This window comes from Dorea sp. 210702-DFI.3.125 (assembly GCF_020560945.1).
Taxonomy (GTDB): Bacteria; Bacillota; Clostridia; order Lachnospirales; family Lachnospiraceae; genus Dorea; species Dorea formicigenerans.
The window spans coordinates 1-20214 of record NZ_JAJCNF010000001.1 but is presented as its reverse complement, the minus strand read 5'-3'; the positions used below and the strand labels follow the sequence as shown (position 1 = coordinate 20214).

Annotated in this window: 21 protein-coding genes; 1 reads left to right on the top strand and 20 read right to left on the bottom strand. The window is 41.5% G+C overall.

All coding sequences use genetic code 11. The features are described from left to right. Positions 1 to 146 precede the first annotated feature (146 nt). From LI164_RS00105 to LI164_RS00050, 12 genes are all read right to left on the bottom strand, one after another. Positions 147 to 797 (bottom strand): HAD family hydrolase, encoded by a 651-nt coding sequence (locus LI164_RS00105; RefSeq protein WP_227086574.1) that lies wholly within the window; start codon positions 795 to 797, stop codon positions 147 to 149. A 29-nt stretch (positions 798 to 826) separates the two neighbouring features. After that, positions 827 to 1531: a TraX family protein gene (locus LI164_RS00100; protein WP_022279046.1), complete on the bottom strand. Its 705-nt coding sequence runs from the start codon at positions 1529 to 1531 to the stop codon at positions 827 to 829. A 27-nt stretch (positions 1532 to 1558) separates the two neighbouring features. Next, positions 1559 to 3097: a 2,3-bisphosphoglycerate-independent phosphoglycerate mutase gene (gene gpmI, locus LI164_RS00095; protein ID WP_227086573.1), complete on the bottom strand. Its 1539-nt coding sequence runs from the start codon at positions 3095 to 3097 to the stop codon at positions 1559 to 1561. Then, positions 3097 to 3936 carry an alpha/beta hydrolase gene (locus tag LI164_RS00090; RefSeq protein ID WP_227086572.1) on the bottom strand — a complete coding sequence of 280 codons (840 nt, stop codon included), beginning with the start codon at positions 3934 to 3936 and terminating at the stop codon, positions 3097 to 3099. The genes gpmI and LI164_RS00090 overlap by 1 nt, the downstream gene beginning before the upstream one ends. 113 nt (positions 3937 to 4049) lie before the next feature. Beyond that, positions 4050 to 4799: a triose-phosphate isomerase gene (gene tpiA, locus LI164_RS00085; RefSeq protein WP_005332546.1), complete on the bottom strand. Its 750-nt coding sequence runs from the start codon at positions 4797 to 4799 to the stop codon at positions 4050 to 4052. A 96-nt stretch (positions 4800 to 4895) separates the two neighbouring features. Beyond that, positions 4896 to 6089 (bottom strand): phosphoglycerate kinase, encoded by a 1194-nt coding sequence (gene pgk, locus LI164_RS00080; RefSeq protein WP_227086571.1) that lies wholly within the window; start codon positions 6087 to 6089, stop codon positions 4896 to 4898. A gap of 148 nt (positions 6090 to 6237) precedes the next feature. Beyond that, entirely contained in the window at positions 6238 to 7251 is a 1014-nt protein-coding gene (gap, locus tag LI164_RS00075) for a type I glyceraldehyde-3-phosphate dehydrogenase (protein ID WP_005332543.1), read from the bottom strand. Positions 7252 to 7387: 136 nt separating this feature from the next. Next, positions 7388 to 8194, bottom strand: a complete 807-nt coding sequence (locus LI164_RS00070) for a histidinol-phosphatase HisJ family protein (RefSeq protein ID WP_005332541.1) — start codon at positions 8192 to 8194, stop codon at positions 7388 to 7390. Beyond that, positions 8191 to 9270: a tRNA 2-thiouridine(34) synthase MnmA gene (gene mnmA, locus LI164_RS00065; protein ID WP_168933058.1), complete on the bottom strand. Its 1080-nt coding sequence runs from the start codon at positions 9268 to 9270 to the stop codon at positions 8191 to 8193. Before mnmA ends, LI164_RS00070 begins: the two co-directional genes overlap by 4 nt. An 18-nt stretch (positions 9271 to 9288) precedes the next feature. Continuing rightward, positions 9289 to 9732: a Fe-S cluster assembly scaffold protein NifU gene (gene nifU / locus LI164_RS00060; RefSeq protein WP_005332537.1), complete on the bottom strand. Its 444-nt coding sequence runs from the start codon at positions 9730 to 9732 to the stop codon at positions 9289 to 9291. Between the two features lie 33 nt (positions 9733 to 9765). Then, positions 9766 to 10947 (bottom strand): cysteine desulfurase NifS, encoded by a 1182-nt coding sequence (gene nifS / locus LI164_RS00055; RefSeq protein WP_117606107.1) that lies wholly within the window; start codon positions 10945 to 10947, stop codon positions 9766 to 9768. A 20-nt stretch (positions 10948 to 10967) separates the two neighbouring features. Next, positions 10968 to 11426, bottom strand: coding sequence for an Rrf2 family transcriptional regulator (locus tag LI164_RS00050; RefSeq protein WP_022279039.1), 459 nt, complete (start codon positions 11424 to 11426; stop codon positions 10968 to 10970). A gap of 135 nt (positions 11427 to 11561) precedes the next feature. Here LI164_RS00050 and LI164_RS00045 point away from each other — a divergent pair, with 135 nt between their 5' ends. After that, entirely contained in the window at positions 11562 to 12914 is a 1353-nt protein-coding gene (locus LI164_RS00045) for a polysaccharide biosynthesis protein (protein WP_227086570.1), read from the top strand. Between the two features lie 14 nt (positions 12915 to 12928). Here LI164_RS00045 and LI164_RS00040 read toward each other — a convergent pair whose 3' ends face one another. From LI164_RS00040 to scpB, 8 genes are all read right to left on the bottom strand, one after another. Beyond that, positions 12929 to 13468: a stage II sporulation protein M gene (locus LI164_RS00040; RefSeq protein WP_227086569.1), complete on the bottom strand. Its 540-nt coding sequence runs from the start codon at positions 13466 to 13468 to the stop codon at positions 12929 to 12931. 151 nt (positions 13469 to 13619) lie between these two features. After that, entirely contained in the window at positions 13620 to 14159 is a 540-nt protein-coding gene (locus LI164_RS00035) for an NUDIX hydrolase (RefSeq protein ID WP_227086568.1), read from the bottom strand. A gap of 16 nt (positions 14160 to 14175) precedes the next feature. Continuing rightward, positions 14176 to 14475, bottom strand: a complete 300-nt coding sequence (locus tag LI164_RS00030) for a hypothetical protein (protein WP_022279035.1) — start codon at positions 14473 to 14475, stop codon at positions 14176 to 14178. A 140-nt stretch (positions 14476 to 14615) separates the two neighbouring features. Then, entirely contained in the window at positions 14616 to 16169 is a 1554-nt protein-coding gene (gene rny / locus LI164_RS00025) for a ribonuclease Y (RefSeq protein WP_005336573.1), read from the bottom strand. Between the two features lie 122 nt (positions 16170 to 16291). Then, positions 16292 to 16912, bottom strand: a complete 621-nt coding sequence (locus LI164_RS00020) for a regulatory protein RecX (protein ID WP_227086567.1) — start codon at positions 16910 to 16912, stop codon at positions 16292 to 16294. Positions 16913 to 16915: 3 nt separating this feature from the next. Then, complete coding sequence (gene recA, locus LI164_RS00015; RefSeq protein ID WP_005332501.1) at positions 16916 to 18007, bottom strand: recombinase RecA; 1092 nt, start codon at positions 18005 to 18007, stop codon at positions 16916 to 16918. Positions 18008 to 18063: 56 nt separating this feature from the next. Continuing rightward, positions 18064 to 19455 (bottom strand): D-alanyl-D-alanine carboxypeptidase family protein, encoded by a 1392-nt coding sequence (locus tag LI164_RS00010; RefSeq protein ID WP_227086566.1) that lies wholly within the window; start codon positions 19453 to 19455, stop codon positions 18064 to 18066. Positions 19456 to 19555: 100 nt separating this feature from the next. Further along, positions 19556 to 20137, bottom strand: a complete 582-nt coding sequence (gene scpB, locus LI164_RS00005) for an SMC-Scp complex subunit ScpB (protein WP_005332498.1) — start codon at positions 20135 to 20137, stop codon at positions 19556 to 19558. Between the last annotated feature and the right edge of the window lie 77 nt (positions 20138 to 20214).

Below are 20214 nucleotides of genomic sequence, written 5' to 3'. Positions count from 1 at the left end.
TTATTATTTGGAGAAAGGTACTCTGGAGCGGTCGGTACTTAGGCGGTGTTTTTTAGCGCCTTATGTACCGCTACCAGCGGAAGGTAGCGCGAGCGTGCCTTTGACAAATAATAATTTTCTCTGGATTAATATTGGCGAATAAATTTTTATACGAATTGTAAAATGTCTTCTACATTTTCACGAATGTAATCCGCTCCGGCTTCTTCAAATTCTTTGCGGCTTCCAAATCCGTAGAGAATGCCGAGACAGTCAAGTCCATTTTCATGGGCGCCGATGACATCGTGTTCGCGGTCACCGATCATAAGTACGTTAGACTTGTCTGTAATATCATTTTTCTCAAGAGCATAGGTAATGACCTGCGCTTTTGTTCCTCTTCCACCGTCCATCTCCATACCCGCAACGCATGCAAAGTATTGAGTCAGATGAAAATGATCAATGATAATCTTTGCATATTCCTCCGGTTTTGATGTTGTAACAATTGCCTGCTTTCCGGCTTCATTTATCTTCTTTAAAACTTCTTCTAATCCATCATAAACACGATTCTCATAGATGCCTTTATCATGATAATATTCCCGGTAATACTTTACTCCATCCAGACTCTGCTCTTTTGTAAAACCGTAAAATTTCTCAAAGGATTCTGTAAGCGGCGGACCGATAAATTTATATAATTTTGTCCGGTCTGTCTCTTCGATGCCGAACTTTTTCAATGCATACATGACTGAATTGGTGATTCCAAGAGCAGAATCTGTGATAGTTCCGTCCAGATCAAATAAAAATATCTCATATTTTTTGCTCATATTCCTGTACTCCTGTTATTTATACTTCTCTACAACATGCAAAGCTGATGTACTGCCCACAAGAAAAGAAGATGCGCCGGATAGTATATGTAAAAGAACCATTTTGACGCTTTCCCTGCATGATTAGATTTCTTTCCATTGTAGCAGAATAAAATGATGATTCCTGCCACAACCGGTCCGATACCTGAACACAATGCATGAATCAGCGCACTGCCCGTACTCATACTCTCTAAATTTGACAAATAATTAAATCCTGCAAATAAACATGCTCCTATTCCAAATGATATTGCTGTTTTTATTCGATTTCCTTTACTTTTTGCAAATAAAATTGTAAAAACAGGAGCCAGTAATGCCCAGTCTGAATACAGGGATACAAAGATTAAAATTAATATTACAATCCATTTTTCCCATTTTAAAGTGGACATTTCCATAACCTTAAGAATCAGGAAACACAAAAATAAGGTACACAGCATATTCATCTGGACCATACCAAATGCCAGACAAAATGGTATGAATGATATCACACCGAACAGCAGCAGCCGCTCCCCATATTTTTTCTTATCATGGGTATAACCGTAACCTTCCACCAGAAAGTAGCACATCGTAATTGCAGTAAAATACCCAATGTCGATCATAATCTCAAATAGTAACGTTCCCGGTGTCAGAAATATATTTGCAATATGGTTGCATGTCATGGTAATGATTGCAAGAAATTTAATTTGATCTCGATTCATGTTCTGCCCCTTACAATTTTTCACCAACTATTTCACTAAAAGACTCTTTCCGGTCATCTCTGCTGGCTGTTTCATTCCCATTAATTCAATCAATGTCGGAGCAATATCTGCAAGGCATCCGCCTTCTCTTAATTTATATGCAGGATCTGCATTTACAAGAATAAATGGAACCGGATTTGTTGTATGAGCAGTGAATGGTTCGCCTGACTCATAGTCGATCAACTGTTCTGCATTTCCATGGTCTGCACAGATAAACATCTGTCCATCTACCTTCTTAATTGCTTCAACTGTTTTTCCTACACACTCATCAACCGCCTCAATAGCCTTGATTGCAGCTCCTTCTACGCCAGTATGTCCGACCATATCCGGGTTTGCAAAGTTGATGATAATCACATCATATTTATCAGATTCAATTGCTTCAACTAATTTGTCACATACTTCATAAGCACTCATTTCCGGTTTCAGATCATAAGTTGCCACCTTCGGAGATTTCACAAGGATTCTATCCTCGCCCTCATTCGGCTCCTCAACTCCACCGTTAAAGAAGAATGTCACATGTGCATATTTCTCTGTCTCGGCGATACGTGCCTGTTTAAGTCCATTCTTTGCAAGGAATTCACCAAATGTATTGGTAATCTTTTCTTTTACAAATGCCACAAGTTTATTTTCAATTGTCACATCGTACTCTGTAAAGCATACGAATGTTGTCTTAATTCTCTCGCCTCTGTCAAAGCCTTCAAATTTATCATCGCAAAATGTTCTTGTAATTTCTCTCGCACGGTCTGGACGGAAATTAAAGAAGATGATGGAATCATTTTCTTTGACTGTTGCAAGCGCAGCTCCATCTTTTTCAACAACTGTTGGCAGAACAAACTCATCTGTTGTATCTTTATCATAAGATGCCTGGATTCCGGCTGGTCCGCTTGCTGCCTTTTCGCCTTCTCCGTATGCAATTGCACGGTATGCCTTTTCTACACGATCCCAGCGATTATCACGATCCATCGCATAATACCGTCCCATAACAGACGCTACTTCACCAACACCTATTTCTTTCATCTTAGCTTCTAACTGCTCTACATACTCTTTTCCTGATGCCGGTGGTGTATCACGTCCATCCAGGAAGCAGTGTACATAAACTTTCTTAAGTCCCTGTCTTTTTGCCAACTCAAGAAGTCCGAAAATATGCTCAATATGGCTGTGTACTCCTCCATCTGATACAAGTCCCATCAAATGAAGTGCAGAATCATTTTTCTTTACATTTTCACATGCAGCAAGCAGTGCTTTGTTCTCAAAGAAATCTCCATCCTGAATAGATTTTGTGATTTTTGTCAATTCCTGGTACACAATACGTCCGGCCCCCATATTCAGATGTCCGACTTCAGAGTTTCCCATCTGTCCATCCGGAAGTCCGACAGCTAGTCCGCTTGCATATCCTTTTACAAATGGATACTCTGCCATTAACTTATCCACAACCGGAGTCTTTGCTTCAGCTACAGCATTTCCTTTCTGATTATCATTTAAACCGTAACCATCTAAAATCATAAGAACTGTTGGTCTCTTGCTCATTATTCTTCTCCTTCTTTCTTCATAAGTCTGTCAAGCCATGTATCAACAAGCGAAATCCAGCTTGTACATTCCTCCTGTACACCCCTGCCATCCAGACATTCTACCAGTTCATTGGCAAGGCTGAGTCCATGAATCCCTTCCGGATACACATGCAGCTCCACCGGAATGCCTGCTTTCCATAATGCCATGGCAAGCAGCAGAGAATTCGGCAGCGGTACTGTCTGATCTGTTGCTGTATGCCAGATAAAACAAGGCGGCATGGAATCTGTAATCTGATGATCCAAAGATAAGTTCCAAGCCTCTTCCTCTACTGTATCTCCAAGAAGATTCTGGAAGCTTGGCATATGCGCATATTTCGGATCCGATGTGATAACCGGATAACAGAGGATCAGGCCTCTTGGCTTTAACATCTCTCTTTGCATACCACTTTTCTCCACCAAAAACTCGCGTTTCCAAAATGCACAGTAATTAGCCGCCAGATGTCCTCCTGCTGAAGCTCCCGCCAGTACAATTTTCTTTGTGTCAATATACCATTCTTTTGCATGTTCATGAATCTGTCTGACACTCTCTGTCACTTCCAAAAGCTGTGTCGGATAAAATGCCTCCGGTGACACGGAATACTGTAACACACATGCATGATAGCCCAGACTCAAAAAATGCATGGCAAGGGGTTCTCCTTCTCGGTAACTGACCTTGTGATATCCTCCGCCCGGACAAATCAGAATGATCGGCCGTTTCTGGATCTTCATCTCGTCCGGAAGTGTATCCAGTATATAAAACTGTGCTCGGCTCGTCTTATCAGAACCTTCCACTTGAATTGGTATTTCTTTATATATCATAATACTATCCTCTAGCGCTGTTTATTTTCGTAAACTGTTCATACCTTAAGACTCTTTGACGAGTCAGGGTAAAAATCGCAGGAAGTGTCTGCCGCCCCCTGCGATTCAAAATCTTACTTGTAATTTACAATTTTTCCGAAATCTGCTTTCAGAGATGCTCCGCCTACAAGTCCTCCATCGATATCAGCCTGTGCGAACAATTCTGCTGCATTTCCAGCATTTACAGATCCGCCATACTGAATACGGATAGCTTCTGCTGTTGCCTCATCATAGATTTCAGCGATACATGCACGAATACCTGCGCATACTTCTTCAGCCTGCTCGGTTGTTGCTGTCTTACCTGTTCCAATTGCCCAGATTGGCTCGTAAGCGATAACTGCTGTTTTTGCCTGATCTGCTGTCACATTCTGGAATCCGACTTTCACCTGCTGGCGGATGAAATCCATTGTCACACCCTGCTCTCTCTGCTCCAGTGTCTCACCACAGCACATAATTGGTGTAATACCATGCTCAAATGCTTTCAGGATTTTCTTATTGACATCAGCATTTGTTTCACCAAAATACTCTCTTCTCTCAGAATGTCCAAGAACAACATATTTGACACCTGCATCTACTAACATAGCTGGTGAAATCTCGCCTGTGTAAGCCCCGCTCTCTTCAAAATACATATTCTCAGCGCCAACCTGAATGTTGGTCCCTTTTACTGCCTCAGCAACTGGAATAATATCAATTGCTGGTACACAGAACACTACATCTACTTCGTCATTTGCAACTAAAGGTTTTAACTCATTTACAAGAGCAACTGCCTCGCTTGGAGTTTTATTCATCTTCCAGTTACCTGCAACAATTTTTCTTCTTGCCATGATTTTATCTCCTAATTTAAATTTTATTGTTCAGTATTTTTCTGAAATTAATCAAAGAAAAACATTGGATACGAGTGTATACTTGGTTTTCGTCACCTATTTATCGTTAGCAGCTGCAACACCCGGTAATTCTTTTCCTTCCAGGAATTCCAGAGAAGCTCCGCCACCTGTGGAAATGTGTGTCATCTTGTCGCCATATCCAAGCTGGTTCACTGCTGCTGCGGAATCTCCACCACCGATGATTGTAACTGCATCTGTATCAGCAAGTGCTTTTGCAACTGCCTCTGTTCCATGTGCGAAGTTCGGCATCTCGAAGCAGCCCATTGGTCCGTTCCATACAACTGTCTTAGCATCTTTTACTGCGTCACAGAAAATTTTCTCTGTCTCAGGTCCAATATCAAGTCCCTGCCATCCGTCCGGAATCTCACCGCTTTTTACAACTTTTTTATTTGCTCCATTGGAGAAATCATCTGCAATGACTGTATCTACAGGAAGAAGAAGTTTTACACCTTTCTCCTGTGCTTTCTTTAACATGTCAAGTGCATACTGGCAGTAGTCAGCCTCAAGAAGTGAATTTCCAACTGTACCGCCCTGAGCTTTACTGAATGTGTAAGACATACCACCACCAATGATCAGTGTGTCAACTTTATCGATCAAGTTCTCAATTACAGAAATCTTGCTGGATACTTTTGCTCCACCGAGGATTGCTACGAAAGGTCTCTCCGGGTTGTTTACTGCATTTCCAAGGAAATCGATCTCTTTCTGCATTAAATATCCTACAACTGCTGTGTCCACATATTTTGTAACACCTACGTTAGAGCAGTGTGCACGATGTGCTGTTCCAAATGCATCATTTACAAATACATCACAAAGAGAAGCAAGGTCTTTGCTGAAAGCATCTTCGTTCTTTGTCTCTTCTGCTCTGTAACGTGTATTCTCAAGTAAGATGACATCTCCGTCTTTCATATTGGCTACTGCTGCTTTTGCGTTAGCTCCTACAACCTCAGGATCTGCTGCAAATGTTACTTCCTGTCCAAGAAGCTCTGAAAGTCGTACTGCAACTGGTGCAAGAGATAACTCCGGTACTGGCTGTCCCTTCGGTTTTCCAAGGTGTGAGCAAAGGATGACCTTTCCTCCGTCAGCAATCAGCTTTTTAATTGTAGGAAGTGCTGCAACAAGACGGTTCTCGTCTGTGATTTTTCCATCAATAAGTGGTACGTTAAAATCGCATCTTACAAGAACCTTTTTTCCTTTTACATTGATATCATCTACTGATTTTTTATTTAACATAACATTCTCTCCATTCTCAAAATGAATATACTCTGGCTTGTTCTGCCAAACGCTTTTTAAGCAATAAAATTATATTTCTATTACTTAAAAAGGATCCGGTCCATATTAGACCGGACCCTTTGTGAGTCTTTATGAAATACTCGAAATCTTATGCAAGCTCTGAGAAGTATTTGATTGTTCTTACCATCTGGCTTGTGTAAGAATTCTCGTTGTCATACCAGGAAACAACCTGAACCTGTGTTGTTCCGTTGTCAAGTGGCATAACCATTGTCTGTGTTGCATCAAACAGTGAACCATATCTCATTCCAACGATATCACTGGATACGATCTCATCTGTGTTGTATCCGAATGACTCATTAGAAGCTGCTTTCATAGCCTCATTGATCTGCTCTACTGTTACGTTACCCTCTACAACTGCTGTAAGGATTGTTGTTGATCCTGTAGGTGTTGGTACACGCTGTGCAGAACCGATGAGTTTTCCATTCAGCTCTGGAATAACAAGACCGATTGCTTTTGCAGCACCTGTGCTGTTTGGTACGATATTAACTGCTGCTGCACGAGATCTTCTTAAATCACCTTTTCTCTGTGGTCCATCAAGAGTCATCTGATCTCCTGTGTAAGCATGGATTGTGCTCATGATACCAGATTTGATCGGTGCAAGATCATTCAGTGCCTTAGCCATAGGTGCAAGACAGTTTGTTGTACAAGAAGCTGCAGAAATAACTGTATCCTCTGGTTTTAACTCATTGTGGTTTACATTATATACGATTGTTGGCAGGTCTTTTCCAGCTGGTGCGGAAATAACAACTTTTCTAGCTCCTGCTTTGATATGTGCCATGGATTTTTCTTTAGATGTATAGAATCCTGTACACTCCAGAACAACGTCTACACCGATTTCTCCCCATGGAAGTTCCTCAGCATTAGCTTTTGCGTAGATTTTGATCTCTTTTCCGTCAACAATGATAGAATCCTCTGTAGCCTCTACCTTATCAGCTAAAGCATATCTTCCCTGAGAAGAATCATACTTTAACAGGTGTGCAAGCATCTTAGGAGATGTCAGGTCGTTGATTGCAACTACCTCATATCCCTCTGCTCCAAACATCTGTCTGAAAGCTAAACGTCCAATACGTCCAAAACCATTAATCGCTACTTTTACTGCCATGATTAATTCCTCCTAAAGTTTTAAATTTAGTTCTTTGCATTTTATGCTGATATCTTCAACAAAAGTTTGTTAAAGATTCATCAACCTCTTTCATTGTACTAAAGAAAGTACAAAAATTCAAGTCTCTTTTCGAATTCTATCGAAGTGTCAAAAAAATCGGCTTTCTTTCCTTAAATTCTGTATAATATTTAAAATTACACCCTTTTAAAATGTCACATGCCTTGTCAAATTCCCATGCAATATGCTCTGGCCGGTGCCCATCTGCACCAACTGTAACAATTTCGCCTCCAAGCTCTCTGTAACGCTTCAGAATATCCGGATGCGGATGTGCGAAAGGCAGTCCATATTTGAGTCCTGCCATATTAAGCTCAAGTCCTTTGCCATGTTCGATCAGTTCTCTTAAAAGAGCGTCTATCTCATCTGCAAACATCTTATACGAATATTCTTTTTCTTTGTTCTTACCATATCTTACCACATAATCTAGATGTCCCATAACATCAAAATCATGAAAATGTCTGATATCCTCCAGACTCTCCTCAAAGGTCATCCTGTATACTTGTGCATCAGTCTTTCCTTCAAACAGCTTTTCGGATGCCGGGTCTACGCCGTGAACCGAGTGGACCGATCCAATCACCATATCAAATGGATACTTTGGAACGAACCTGCTGTAATATTCTGCAAGATGCGGTCTGAGACCAAGTTCAACCCCTATCCGGACCTCTATCTGATCCCGATATTGTTCCCTTAGCCTTGTCATAGTTGTAAAATATTCATCTACATCAAAAATCTGCTCTCCCTCGCCCCACTGATCGTCATCTTTGTCATAATGATCTGTAAAGCAGATGGCTTTTAACCCCTTCTGGATGGAAGCTTCTATCATTTTCTTTGGACAGACCTCTGCATCATAAGAAAAGCTGCTGTGCATATGTGCATCTGTTTTCATAGAATCGTTCCTCCTCCAAGAACATATTCTCCATCATAAAGCACCAGTGCCTGTCCCGGTGTAATCGCACGTACCGGTTCATCGAATGTACATAAAATTTCGTCTTCACCTGTACGTTCGACTGTACACCATGCACCTTTATGATTGTAGCGGATCTTTCCCCACGCACGCTTCTTCCCATCAATGTCAGCAACCGACATGAAATTAACATGATTAGCACGTACATATCTGGACATGGATTCTTCATTGGTTCCCACAACTACTTCATTTGTCTCTGGACGGATTTCCAGTACAAATGCCGGATGTCCCAGAGATAATCCAAGACCCTTTCTCTGCCCCACTGTATAGTGTATGATTCCTTTATGCTGTCCTACAATCGTTCCATCGGAAGTCACGAAGTTCCCCGGCCGGATTGAACCTGCCGCAATGTTTTCTTCTATATATGTGGCATAGTCTCCATCCGGAACAAAACATATATCCTGACTGTCTGGTTTATGAGCAACCAGAAGTCCGATATTCTCAGCCATCTTACGTACTTCGTCTTTGCTATACTTTCCAACTGGCATCAGTGTTTTACTAAGCTGATCCTGTGTCAGATTATATAGCGCATAAGTCTGATCCTTCACACTTGTCACGGAAGTCTTAATGGAATACCTTCCACTAGGAAGCTGTTCTACCTGTGCATAATGACCGGTTGCAATATAATCTGCACCAATCTCCATCGCTCTTGTAAGCAGAGACTCCCATTTTACATAACGGTTACAGGCAATACATGGATTCGGTGTCCTTCCATGCAAATAGTCATCGATAAAATAATCGATGACATATTTTTTAAATTCATTTTTAAAATTCATAACATAATAAGGAATGCCCAGACGGGCAGCTACCCGTCTTGCATCTTCCACAGCGGAAAGTCCACAGCATCCGCCTTCTTCCTGCTGCTTGAATTCATCTTCATCCTGCCAGATCTGCATGGTCACACCGATCACATCATATCCCTGCTCCTTTAAAAGCCAGGCAGCCACCGATGAATCCACACCACCGGACATTCCTACTACTACTTTTTTCTTCTCCATCACATCTACCTTTGCGATTTAATACTCTTCTGCCTCATCCTCTTCACCTTCGTGAATATCTGATTTTGGTTTCTGGAGTCCTTCAATTGTAATACCGTTCTTCTGTGCATAGTCCCACAGTGCTGCATGGATTGCTTCCTCTGCAAGAAGGGAACAGTGTACCTTTACCGGCGGAAGTCCGTCAAGTGCTTCCATAACCGCTTTATTCGTAACCTCCATCGCTTCCTGAACCGTCTTTCCTTTTACCATCTCAGTTGCCATACTGCTTGTTGCAACTGCAGCTCCGCATCCAAATGTCTTGAATTTTACATCTTTAATGATCTGGTTCTCGTCGATGTCCAGATAAATTCTCATAATATCTCCACATTTTGCATTTCCAACAGTTCCTACTCCACTGGCATCCTCAATCTCTCCTACATTTCTTGGATGTTCAAAGTGATCCATTACTTTTGCTGAATACATTTATATTTCCTCCTGATGTTTGTGATTTATTATCTATTTTTGTTTTTTTAAGAAGTCCTCATAAAGTGGTGACATCTGACGGATATAAGCCACGATTTCTTTCAGACTGTCTACAACGTAGTCGATATCTTCTTTTGTGATTTCCTCATTCAAAGTCAGTCTGAGTGATCCGTGTGCAATCTCGTGAGGCAGTCCGATTGCCAGAAGTACATGGGACGGATCTAAAGATCCTGATGTACATGCGGATCCACTGGAACCACAGATTCCTTTCATATCCAATCTGATCAGAAGTGACTCTCCTTCGATGAACTGGAAGCTGAAGTTTGCGTTGTTCGGAAGTCTCTTTGTTGGATGTCCGTTCAGTCTTGTATACGGTATCTCATCCAAAACACGTTTGATCAGATAATCACGTACTTCTGTTTCTTTCTTTGTACGTTCTTGCATCGTGCGGACCGCACGCTCAGTTGCTGTTCCGATTCCCACGATTCCCGGTACATTTTCTGTTCCGGCACGACGTTTTCTCTCCTGAGCTCCGCCATGAACGAATGAGCGGATCTTAACCCCTTTACGGATGTAAAGAAATCCAATTCCTTTAGGTCCGTTTAATTTGTGACCACTGGCACTCAACATATCAATATGACATTCGTCAACATTGATTGGAACCTGTCCAAATGCCTGTACTGCATCTGTGTGGAATAGTATACCATGCTCATGAGCAATCTCACCAATCTCTTTAATTGGCTGGATCGTACCAATCTCGTTATTTGCAAACATCACAGAAATCAGGATTGTGTCCGGACGTATTGCTGCTTTGAGGTCATCTAATTTCACTACACCATATTCATCTACATCCAGATAAGTTACTTCGTATCCTCTCTTTTCAAGATACTCGGCACTATGAAGAATTGCATGGTGTTCAATCTTTGTTGTGATGATGTGTTTTCCTTTATTTCCATAAGCCTCTGCAGTTGCTTTCAATGCCCAGTTATCAGACTCTGAACCACCTGCTGTAAAGTAAATTTCTTCTGTTTTGGCACCGAGCGCATTTGCAATGATCTCTCTCTGCTGTGTGATCACTTCTTTATTCTGTGCTGCAAAGCTATATACGCTGGAAGGATTTCCATAGTATTCTGTAAAATAAGGAAGCATAGCCTCTACAACCTCTGGAGCTGTCTTTGTTGTTGCCGCATTATCAAGATAAATTAATTTAGACATCTTACATTACCCTTCTTTCTCTATTGTTGACTGCATTCTCCGTGGATAACACCCTCCGGATTCAGTTCTTTGCTTTCTTTTACAAGCTCATCCAGCTTGATTTCATTTACGGTTTTATTAATACTGTCGTTGATTTTCTGCCATACATACTTTGTGACACATTCATCGGAAGCCATACACCCTTCTTCTGAATAAAATGCTGCGCATCTTACCGGTTCCAGATTGCCTTCCAGGGCACGCAGTACATCACCTACCGATATTTCTGACGCATCACGGGCAAGCACATATCCTCCGGACGCTCCCCGGATACTTTTTACAAGCCCTGCTTTTTTCAGTAATGCAAAAAGCTGTTCCAGATATCGCTCAGACAATTTTTGTCTCGTGGCTATGCAGCCGATGGATACTGGTTCTTTCTCGCTAAATCTCGCCAAATCGATAATGGCTCGCAGACCATACTTTCCTTTTGTCGACAGTTTCAATATTTTCACCTTCTTTTCCAATCCCTAGCAAAATACTGGGGATTTACTTTAAGTAGAATATCACCCATTTTCCGTTCTGTCAAGCTTTTCCTACGAATATAATAAAGAAATAAAGGCATCTTTTGAGGTACTTTCATGGAGTTACACAATCCACTTATCAAAGGGACATTTATTTTAACCGTTACAGGGCTGCTCACCAGATTTATGGGGTTTTTTTATCGCATTTTCCTAAGCCATACATTTGGAGCGGTTCAGGTCGGACTTTACCAGCTTATTTTTCCCATTTATGCTCTTGGCTATTCCGCAACTTGTGCCGGAATTCAGACGATTCTCTCCCGCAGTGTTGCCAGCCGTCTTGTTCAGGACAGAAAAAAAGAAGCCCGCCAGCTTCTCTATACCGGACTTCTCATCACGTTGTCCGTCTCCTGCTGTTTTACAATTTTTCTGCAAAAATTCGCGCCATTTTTAGCTGGCTCTGTACTTGGCGACCGAAGATGTGAACATCTTCTGATCCTGCTTTCTTACGTTTTTCCTTTCAGTGCTATACATAGCTGTATTACCGGATACTGCCTCGGCCTAAAAGACACCAAAATTCCTTCATCCTCTCAATTATTAGAACAAACAGTACGTATTTTCAGTGTTCTCGTTATTTGTCAGTTTTTAAACCACACCGAAGGATCTTCCGGCATCTGGATTGCTGTTCTGGGGTTGATATTCGGTGAAATAGCTTCTGCCCTTTATAGTCTAAAATGCGTTCGTAATAAACCTGGGCTTCATTTTCTTATTCCGCCTTTTCTTTCCTTACAGCAAATGTTTTCCGATGCAAAAGAGCTTATAAAACTGTCTCTTCCCATTACCGGTAATCGTATACTTTTAAATATACTGCAAAGTATCGAAGCAGTCTCTATCCCTGCTTCTTTACTAATTTATGGGCTTTCCACCTCAGATGCCTTGAGTACTTATGGTGTCCTGACAGGTATGGCTCTTCCTTGTATCCTGTTTCCATCCGCTCTTACTAATTCTGCTTCCACAATGCTCTTACCTGCTATCACAGAAGCCCAGACTCAAAAAAACGTACAACGCATAAAGAAAATGATCCGAAGTTCCCTCTGTGGTTGCATTTTTCTTGGAACTGGATGCCTGGCCGGATTCTTTCTACTTGGTCCCGTATTAGGAAGACTGCTCTTCCATAGCTCTCTTGCCGGAGAGTTCATACGCACCCTTTCCTGGATGTGTCCATTTTTATACGCCAACAGTGCACTCATCAGCATTATCCATGGTCTCGGAAAAACTGGCATTTCTTTCTTGCTAAATACGCTAAGTCTTTTCATTCGGATCATTGGTGTCTTATATTTTACAGCATATTGGGGAATCCCGGGATACCTGCATTGCCTTCTGGCAAGCCAGATATTCCTTTTCGTAACCGGGATTTTGTATATAAGCTATCATTTACGCCAGATGCTTTTGAGCTCTCATTACAACACATAAAAGAATGCTAGTTTTTATAATGTTCTCAAAAACATTTTCAACAATACCGGATTGACCAGACACTCTAATGCAATTCCCATAGTAAGAAATAATACAAAACTTAACGTCTTCGTAGAATTCCATTCGCTCACCGGATATCGGAATAAATATAGTAAAAGCATTGCATAAGCCGGTATATAGCACAAAAAATGTGGAAGCATACTTATAATGCATAATATCAATCCTTTGACTCCCAGCATAAGAAGTGCCGATGTCAGAATCATGCCACTTGCCAGTCCAGCCCATAAAAGAAACAGATAAGCTGCTATTTTCCGGAACTTTGTCCCACCAAGTATTGCAAGTCCGCCTGCCGGAAGCAGGCGTATCTGCGCTACATACCACATATAATCAAAAGATTTCAAATCATAGCCAAGATACTGGCTTCTGAACCACTCGCTCCAGATTCCCACATCTACAACATACCTGGTCGAAGCAACATTCAAATATATGATTCCAAGAAAAAAGCCCAGCATATAAATCAGAATAGGATACCTTTGCCTTCTTTGTATCTTCACACACGTAACCTCCTGTTCAGATACTTTTGCATGTAGTCTCCCTCTATTTATATGCCTGGACTTTCTAGATATTCTTATTTACTTGTTGTGATTCTTCTTTGTTCATAAATCTGCTTTTCCATCTCATGTAAACACTGATGTCTGCAGATTGCTATTTTCCATATTTGTCCGCATATGCGAGAAGTGCTGCCACCGTCTTGGAATCTTCAATCTCACCGGAATAAATCTTTTTTCTCAATTCATCAATGGTGTAAGCTCCCACATTGATAAATTCATCCTCGTCCAGATGCTGGTGTGACGGAATCAGATTTTTCGCAACGTAAATATCAATCTTCTCATCGCAAAATGCCACTGTTGTCCGAAGTGTAATCAACCATTCAAGATTCTCTGAACGATATCCCGTCTCCTCCTCCAGTTCTCTGGAAGCGCATTCAATTCCAGGCTCTCCCGGCGCATCCAGTTTCCCTGCTGGGATTTCAAGCGTATCTCGCTCCAACGCATTACGATACTGGGTAACCATGAGAATTTTTCCATCATCCATGACCGGAACAACTGCGGCTGCCCCGTCATGATGGATAAAATCCCATTCTGCCGTGTTACCATTTGCAAATTTCATATGGTCTTTATAAACTTTTATGACTGTTCCTTCATATGCCAGATCTCTTCCGACACGCTTCACTTCTTCGCTCATAATTCAGCCACCTTTCTTATATAGATGATACAAATGCTTCCATCATATTCATTTTCTTCTTGAGAGCTTTTTCTGTCATACCTTCATAAGTGAACCACAGCAGTTGGTCTTTTTCTGCGTCCGGTGTCACAGCCGTCATATATTCCTCTGTCAGAATCTTCGCAGCATTTGCCGTATTTCCAATCAGAACTCCATTGTACATCTTCTCATCCACTTTTGTAAAATCGATGCAGACTGCCCCATCTTTTTCCTCCGTTGCCAGCGTCACAAGCGGCATCTCTTCGATTCTCTGTACGATATATTCTTTGAAATCCATCACATACATCTCCTTTTATTTACTATCAACCATAATTGTAGCATTTTAGGACTATTATAGCAATTTCTTATTATACAAAAAAGGAACCATCACCATAAGCTTTTATGCTTTATATGTGATGATTCCTTATCATTTATCTTCTACTTGGCATAATCTGTAACTCTTGATTCACGAATTACATTTACCTTAATCTGACCTGGATATTCAAGTTCAAATTCAACCTGTTTCGCAATATCTCTAGCCAGCAATACCATGTCTGCATCAGATACTTGTTCTGGAACTACCATGATACGAATCTCTCTACCTGCTTGAATTGCAAAAGATTTCTCAACGCCTTTAAACTGATTGGCGATATCTTCTAATTGTTTTAACCTGTTTGTGTATGTTTCTAATGTTTCTCTTCTTGCACCCGGTCTTGCTGCAGAAATCGTATCAGCAGCCTGTACAACACATGCAATCAGGGATTCCGGCTCTACATCGCCGTGATGGGCTTCAACCGCATTGATAACGGTTGCTGACTCTTTGTATTTTCTGCAAAGGTCAACACCGATCTGGATATGTGATCCTTCCACATCATGATCGATTGATTTACCGATATCATGTAAAAGTCCGGCTCTCTTAGCCACTCTGACATCGAGACCGATTTCTCCAGCAAGAAGTCCGGATAATTGTGCCACTTCAATAGAATGCTTCAATGCATTCTGTCCATAGCTTGTTCTGAACTTCATTCTACCAAGAAGCTTGATAAGCTCTGGATGAATTCCATGAACACCAACTTCAAGTGCAGCTGACTCTCCTTCCTCGCGAATCATAGAATCGACTTCTTTCTGCGCTTTTTCTACCATCTCTTCGATTCTTGCCGGATGTATACGTCCGTCAACAATCAACTTCTCAAGCGCAATTCTCGCAACTTCACGTCTGATTGGATCAAAGCCTGATAATACAACAGCTTCCGGGGTATCATCGATAATCAGTTCCACACCTGTCAGTGTCTCCAAAGTACGGATATTACGTCCTTCTCTACCAATAATTCTTCCCTTCATCTCATCATTCGGAAGCTGAACTACAGAAATCGTAGTCTCAGCTACATGATCTGCTGCACATCTCTGGATAGCAGTGACAACACATTCCTTTGCCTTCTTATCTGCTTCTTCCTTTGCCTGCGCTTCCATCTCTTTGATCATCTTCGCAGTATCATGTTTCACATCTTCTTCAACAGTTTTTAACAAATATTCTTTTGCCTGTTCGGAGGTAAGTCCTGAGATTCTTTCTAGTTCCTGTACACGCTGTTGACTCAGCTCGTCAACTTTCTTCTCACGCTGCTTCAACTGTTCTTCTTTTGCTGTAAAGCTTGCTTCGCGCTTCTCAATTGCCTCAGACCGTTTATCCAAAGCTTCTTCCTTGGAAAGTACACGCTTCTCATATCTCTGTAATTCAGATCTGCGTTCCTTTGACTCTCTCTCAAGTTCATTCTTATTCTTGATTGATTCCTCTTTAATTTCCAAGAGAGACTCCTTCTTCTTAGCCTCGGCTGTCTTCACTGCATCATCGATAATCTCACGCGCTTTGTTCTCCGCATTACCAATCTTAGATTCCGCATTCTTCTTCAGATTAGAAACGGTTACAAAGTGACTGATGACTGCTGACACAATGACAAGCACTACTGCAACAGCAATTACTATTCCTATCGGCACAGGAGCACCTCCTTATTTAGTTTTCATTGTACAAATACAACAGTTAAATTCTATACTGTTTTGTGAAAGATGTCAAGCTTAACCATTGGAAACTTCTATAATTTAAATATGTTTTCTTTATATCAACTGTACATCTCACACTCATATATCTGCATGGTTCTTCTGATATCATCATAGCTAAAACCTTTTCTGACAAGGTAAGCCATTATTTTTTTCTTTTCCTCCGGCGTCGTATTCTCCCGATCATAATGCTTTTTCTCTAGCAGTCTGCGAATTGCCTCCGTAGAATCTTCACGCTCATAGCTCTCTTCAAATGCTTCATCAATTAGTTCTCTGGACACTCCTTTTCCCACAAGCTGCATATAAATCTCCCGCCTGCTTTTTCGTTCTTTCCTTGATTCAATAAAACTTCTTGCATATTCATAATCATTGATATAACCAAAAGATTTTACATAACTGATTGCAGCCTCCACGATATCTGCCGGATATTCATTACGCGTAAGTTTCTCCCTAAGCTGCGCCTCTGTACGCCACATATCATTCAAAAGATGCATTGCCCGAAGCTTTGCTCTTTTTAATATAACCTCTGTTCGAATCTTCTCATAGCTTTCCTGCGACAATTCCTGATCTTCGGCTATATGAAAACGGGACAGTTCACCCTTATACAATATAAAAGCAAACTGTCCATCTACATATACCTTATACTTTGTCTTTGTCACAGCTTCAACTCTTGTGACAATCATCTGTTAATCCTCTTTCTCTGCCTCTGCTGCTACTTTGACCGCACTGTCAGCTTTACTGCTTTTTCCTTCCTTTGTATCCGCTTCCTCTGATGCTGATCCGTCAAAATTATAGTGTGCACGAATCTGCTTATCCAAAGACTCCATAAGTTCCGGATGCTCTGTGAGATAAATCTTAGCATTCTCACGTCCCTGGCCGATCTTATCTCCATTACAGGAGAACCATGCACCACTCTTGTTGACAAGTCCAAGATTTACTGCAAGATCCAGAATATCTCCTTCTTTTGAAATACCTTTTCCGAACATAATATCAAATTCTGCCTCTTTGAACGGAGGTGCGATCTTATTCTTCACAATCTTCACACGGGTTCTGTTACCAATCATCTCTCCGCCCTGCTTGAGCGTCTCGATTCTTCTGACGTCCATGCGGACAGATGCATAGAACTTCAATGCACGTCCACCGGTCGTAGTCTCCGGATTACCGAACATAATACCAACCTTCTCACGAAGCTGGTTGATAAAGATTACCACACAGTTAGACTTGCTGATAACAGGAGTCAGCTTACGTAGTGCCTGGGACATCAGTCTTGCCTGAAGTCCTACATGGGAATCTCCCATATCTCCTTCAATCTCCTGCTTCGGTACAAGCGCTGCAACAGAGTCAATGACAATAATATCCATCGCGCCGGAACGCGCCATTGTCTCAGCAATCTCAAGCGCCTGATCTCCACTGTCAGGCTGTGAAATGTAAAGTTCATCAATATCTACTCCAATGTTACGCGCATAAACCGGATCAAGGGCATGTTCAGCATCAATAAACCCTGCAATCCCGCCTCTTTTCTGAACTTCTGAAATCATATGCAGTGCAACTGTTGTCTTACCACTGGACTCTGGTCCGTAGATCTCAACCACACGTCCTCTTGGAACACCTCCGAGTCCCAGTGCAATATCCAGACTTAAAGATCCTGTCGGAATTGTCTCCACTGATACCTGGGCTGCCGGGTCTCCAAGCTTCATGACCGTACCTTTACCAAAATCCTTCTCTAACTTTGCAATAGCCGCATCTAAGGCTTTCTTCTTATCTTCATTATTCGCCATAATTAAATCTCCTTGATATTTTCCGAACGAATGTTCGGTATTTGATTAATATAGTATTATAACCGCCGCAAATTGTCAATAGAAAAAACAAGAAAAAGTGTGTAAGAATTGTTTCCCCTGACAATGTTAACTGTATCATGGTTTTCGATCTCCGTCAACGCAAATCCACGAAGAATGTATTCAATCTTGTATAGCCAAAAAAAGCGCTCCATACATCTTTTCAGGCACCAGAAAAATGTCCGTTTTTTAAGCCCGCTTCTTGTCAAAACATCGTATTTTCCAATAATATTTTTATCTATTATGTACCGCACTTCTCCCACTTTCTGCCCTTTTTCCACCGGTGCAGACAAAGCTTTTTCCATCTGCACGGAAATCTCTACATTTTCATCAGTTCTTAATAATACTTTTAATACTTCCGGCTTCTGTTGAATTTCAACCTCAGCCACGCTGTTTTTCTGATAAATGTTCTGGTCGTTACCACTATCTTTTACAACAATCTCCTGCTTTGGAAGCTCCTGCCATACGTTCCGGTACTCATAATTCGAAAGTCCATATTCCATAAGTTTCTTCGTGTCACTCCATTTATATCCTTTATGATTCGGCCAGCCACAGGCAAGTAATGCCACGATAAATGTCCGTTCATCACGTCTGAGTGCACCGACATAGCAATATCCTGCATCTGCCGTAAAACCGGTCTTGCCAGAAATCGCCCCGTCCATCATAGTCAGAAAAGCATTGTGATTCGTGCATGTATAAGAAGAAGTTCCTTTAAGATCCCGGAAATGGTATTCTTTCGTTCCGGTAATATCCAGAAACATTTCCTTTTCCGGAGAATCCATAATACAATATTTCATAATTTTCGCCAGTTCCATGGCTGTTGTGGCGTGCACGCCACCTTCATCCTCTCCATCCAGTCCGTTTGGCGTTACAAAATGTGTCTTAGTAAGCCCCAGTTCTTCTGCTTTTTCGTTCATCATTTTTACAAATGCTTCCACGCTTCCGGCTATCTCTTCTGCAACCATAACTGCGCTGTCATTGTGCGATTCCAGCATAAGCGAGAATAAAATATCCCTCAGATAGAACTGCTGCCCTTCCCGGACACCCAGATGAACTTTCGGCTGACTGGCAGCATATGCAGACGCTGTGACTATCTCATTATCTGTCATATGCTCCAGTGCTATGATGCAGGTCATAATCTTTGTGGTGCTTGCCATAGGCCTTATGGCTTCCTCTTCTTTTCCAAATAAAACACGCCCACTGTCAGCATCCATAAGGACTGCCGATTGGGCGTATAGATTTTGTGGCTCGTCTGTATTTTGTTTCATTTTGTCAGCCATCTGACCCGATAGATTCTGATCCGATTCCTGAATTTCATATCTTTCCAGCCAGGCGGCAGATATGCATAACAAAAGTAAGACTGCGATAATTTTTATTTTGTTCTGATTCATATCCAGTACCCTGAAGCACCGTTATCTTTACAGATTATGATACTCTGCGCACAAATATGTATCTCTTCTTCACTTTATCTGTTTCATTTACTATATCTGTTTATACATTTAATTTAAGCTGTACTTCTTCCTCTGCCTCTTCTTTAAATGTTTCTACCTGTTCCGGCTGCATGCTCGGAAGATCTTCGATAGACTGAATACTGAATCTTCGCAAGAATTCTTCTGTTGTACCAAATAAAATCGGCCGTCCCGGTGCATCCAGTCTTCCCACTTCACAGGCAAGATTATATTCTACCAGTTTATTTACCGCGTGATCTGATTTGACTCCACGGATCTTTTCGATTTCAAGCTTTGTCACCGGCTGACGATATGCAATGATTGATAATGTCTCCAGCAGAACATCTGTCAAAACACATTTCTTCGGCTGTTTTGCAATACGAATGAGATAGTCATACATCTCCCGCTTCGTGCACAACTGAAAGGAGTCTTCCAGCTCAATAATACGAAGGCCTCTGTCCTCTGCTTCATATTTGTCCTGCAACCGATGAATGATCTTTCTTGTAGTCGCTTCATCGTGCTCAATCGCCGCCGCGATCTTCTTAAGTTCCACTGATTCGCCCATTGTAAATAAAATGGCCTCTATCACAGCCTCCATCTTACCTATCTCCGTTTTTTTACCCATATAATTTCTTAGTCACTCCATCTTTCAAGAATGCCTCGGCATTCTTGCTGCGAGGTGCGCGTCATGCAATTGCATGA

What these genes read in the sequence shown, in the direction of transcription:
- LI164_RS00105 (WP_227086574.1), bottom strand. Translation starts at nt 797, where the DNA reads ATGAGCAAAAAATATGAGATATTTTTATTTGATCTGGACGGAACTATC.
- LI164_RS00100 (WP_022279046.1), bottom strand. Translation starts at nt 1,531, where the DNA reads ATGAATCGAGATCAAATTAAATTTCTTGCAATCATTACCATGACATGC.
- gpmI (WP_227086573.1), bottom strand. Translation starts at nt 3,097, where the DNA reads ATGAGCAAGAGACCAACAGTTCTTATGATTTTAGATGGTTACGGTTTA.
- LI164_RS00090 (WP_227086572.1), bottom strand. Translation starts at nt 3,936, where the DNA reads ATGATATATAAAGAAATACCAATTCAAGTGGAAGGTTCTGATAAGACG.
- tpiA (WP_005332546.1), bottom strand. Translation starts at nt 4,799, where the DNA reads ATGGCAAGAAGAAAAATTGTTGCAGGTAACTGGAAGATGAATAAAACT.
- pgk (WP_227086571.1), bottom strand. Translation starts at nt 6,089, where the DNA reads ATGTTAAATAAAAAATCAGTAGATGATATCAATGTAAAAGGAAAAAAG.
- gap (WP_005332543.1), bottom strand. Translation starts at nt 7,251, where the DNA reads ATGGCAGTAAAAGTAGCGATTAATGGTTTTGGACGTATTGGACGTTTA.
- LI164_RS00070 (WP_005332541.1), bottom strand. Translation starts at nt 8,194, where the DNA reads ATGAAAACAGATGCACATATGCACAGCAGCTTTTCTTATGATGCAGAG.
- mnmA (WP_168933058.1), bottom strand. Translation starts at nt 9,270, where the DNA reads ATGGAGAAGAAAAAAGTAGTAGTAGGAATGTCCGGTGGTGTGGATTCA.
- nifU (WP_005332537.1), bottom strand. Translation starts at nt 9,732, where the DNA reads ATGTATTCAGCAAAAGTAATGGATCACTTTGAACATCCAAGAAATGTA.
- nifS (WP_117606107.1), bottom strand. Translation starts at nt 10,947, where the DNA reads ATGTCTAAATTAATTTATCTTGATAATGCGGCAACAACAAAGACAGCT.
- LI164_RS00045 (WP_227086570.1), top strand. Translation starts at nt 11,562, where the DNA reads ATGGAGTTACACAATCCACTTATCAAAGGGACATTTATTTTAACCGTT.
- LI164_RS00035 (WP_227086568.1), bottom strand. Translation starts at nt 14,159, where the DNA reads ATGAGCGAAGAAGTGAAGCGTGTCGGAAGAGATCTGGCATATGAAGGA.
- LI164_RS00030 (WP_022279035.1), bottom strand. Translation starts at nt 14,475, where the DNA reads ATGGATTTCAAAGAATATATCGTACAGAGAATCGAAGAGATGCCGCTT.
- LI164_RS00020 (WP_227086567.1), bottom strand. Translation starts at nt 16,912, where the DNA reads ATGATTGTCACAAGAGTTGAAGCTGTGACAAAGACAAAGTATAAGGTA.
- recA (WP_005332501.1), bottom strand. Translation starts at nt 18,007, where the DNA reads ATGGCGAATAATGAAGATAAGAAGAAAGCCTTAGATGCGGCTATTGCA.
- LI164_RS00010 (WP_227086566.1), bottom strand. Translation starts at nt 19,455, where the DNA reads ATGAATCAGAACAAAATAAAAATTATCGCAGTCTTACTTTTGTTATGC.
- scpB (WP_005332498.1), bottom strand. Translation starts at nt 20,137, where the DNA reads ATGGGTAAAAAAACGGAGATAGGTAAGATGGAGGCTGTGATAGAGGCC.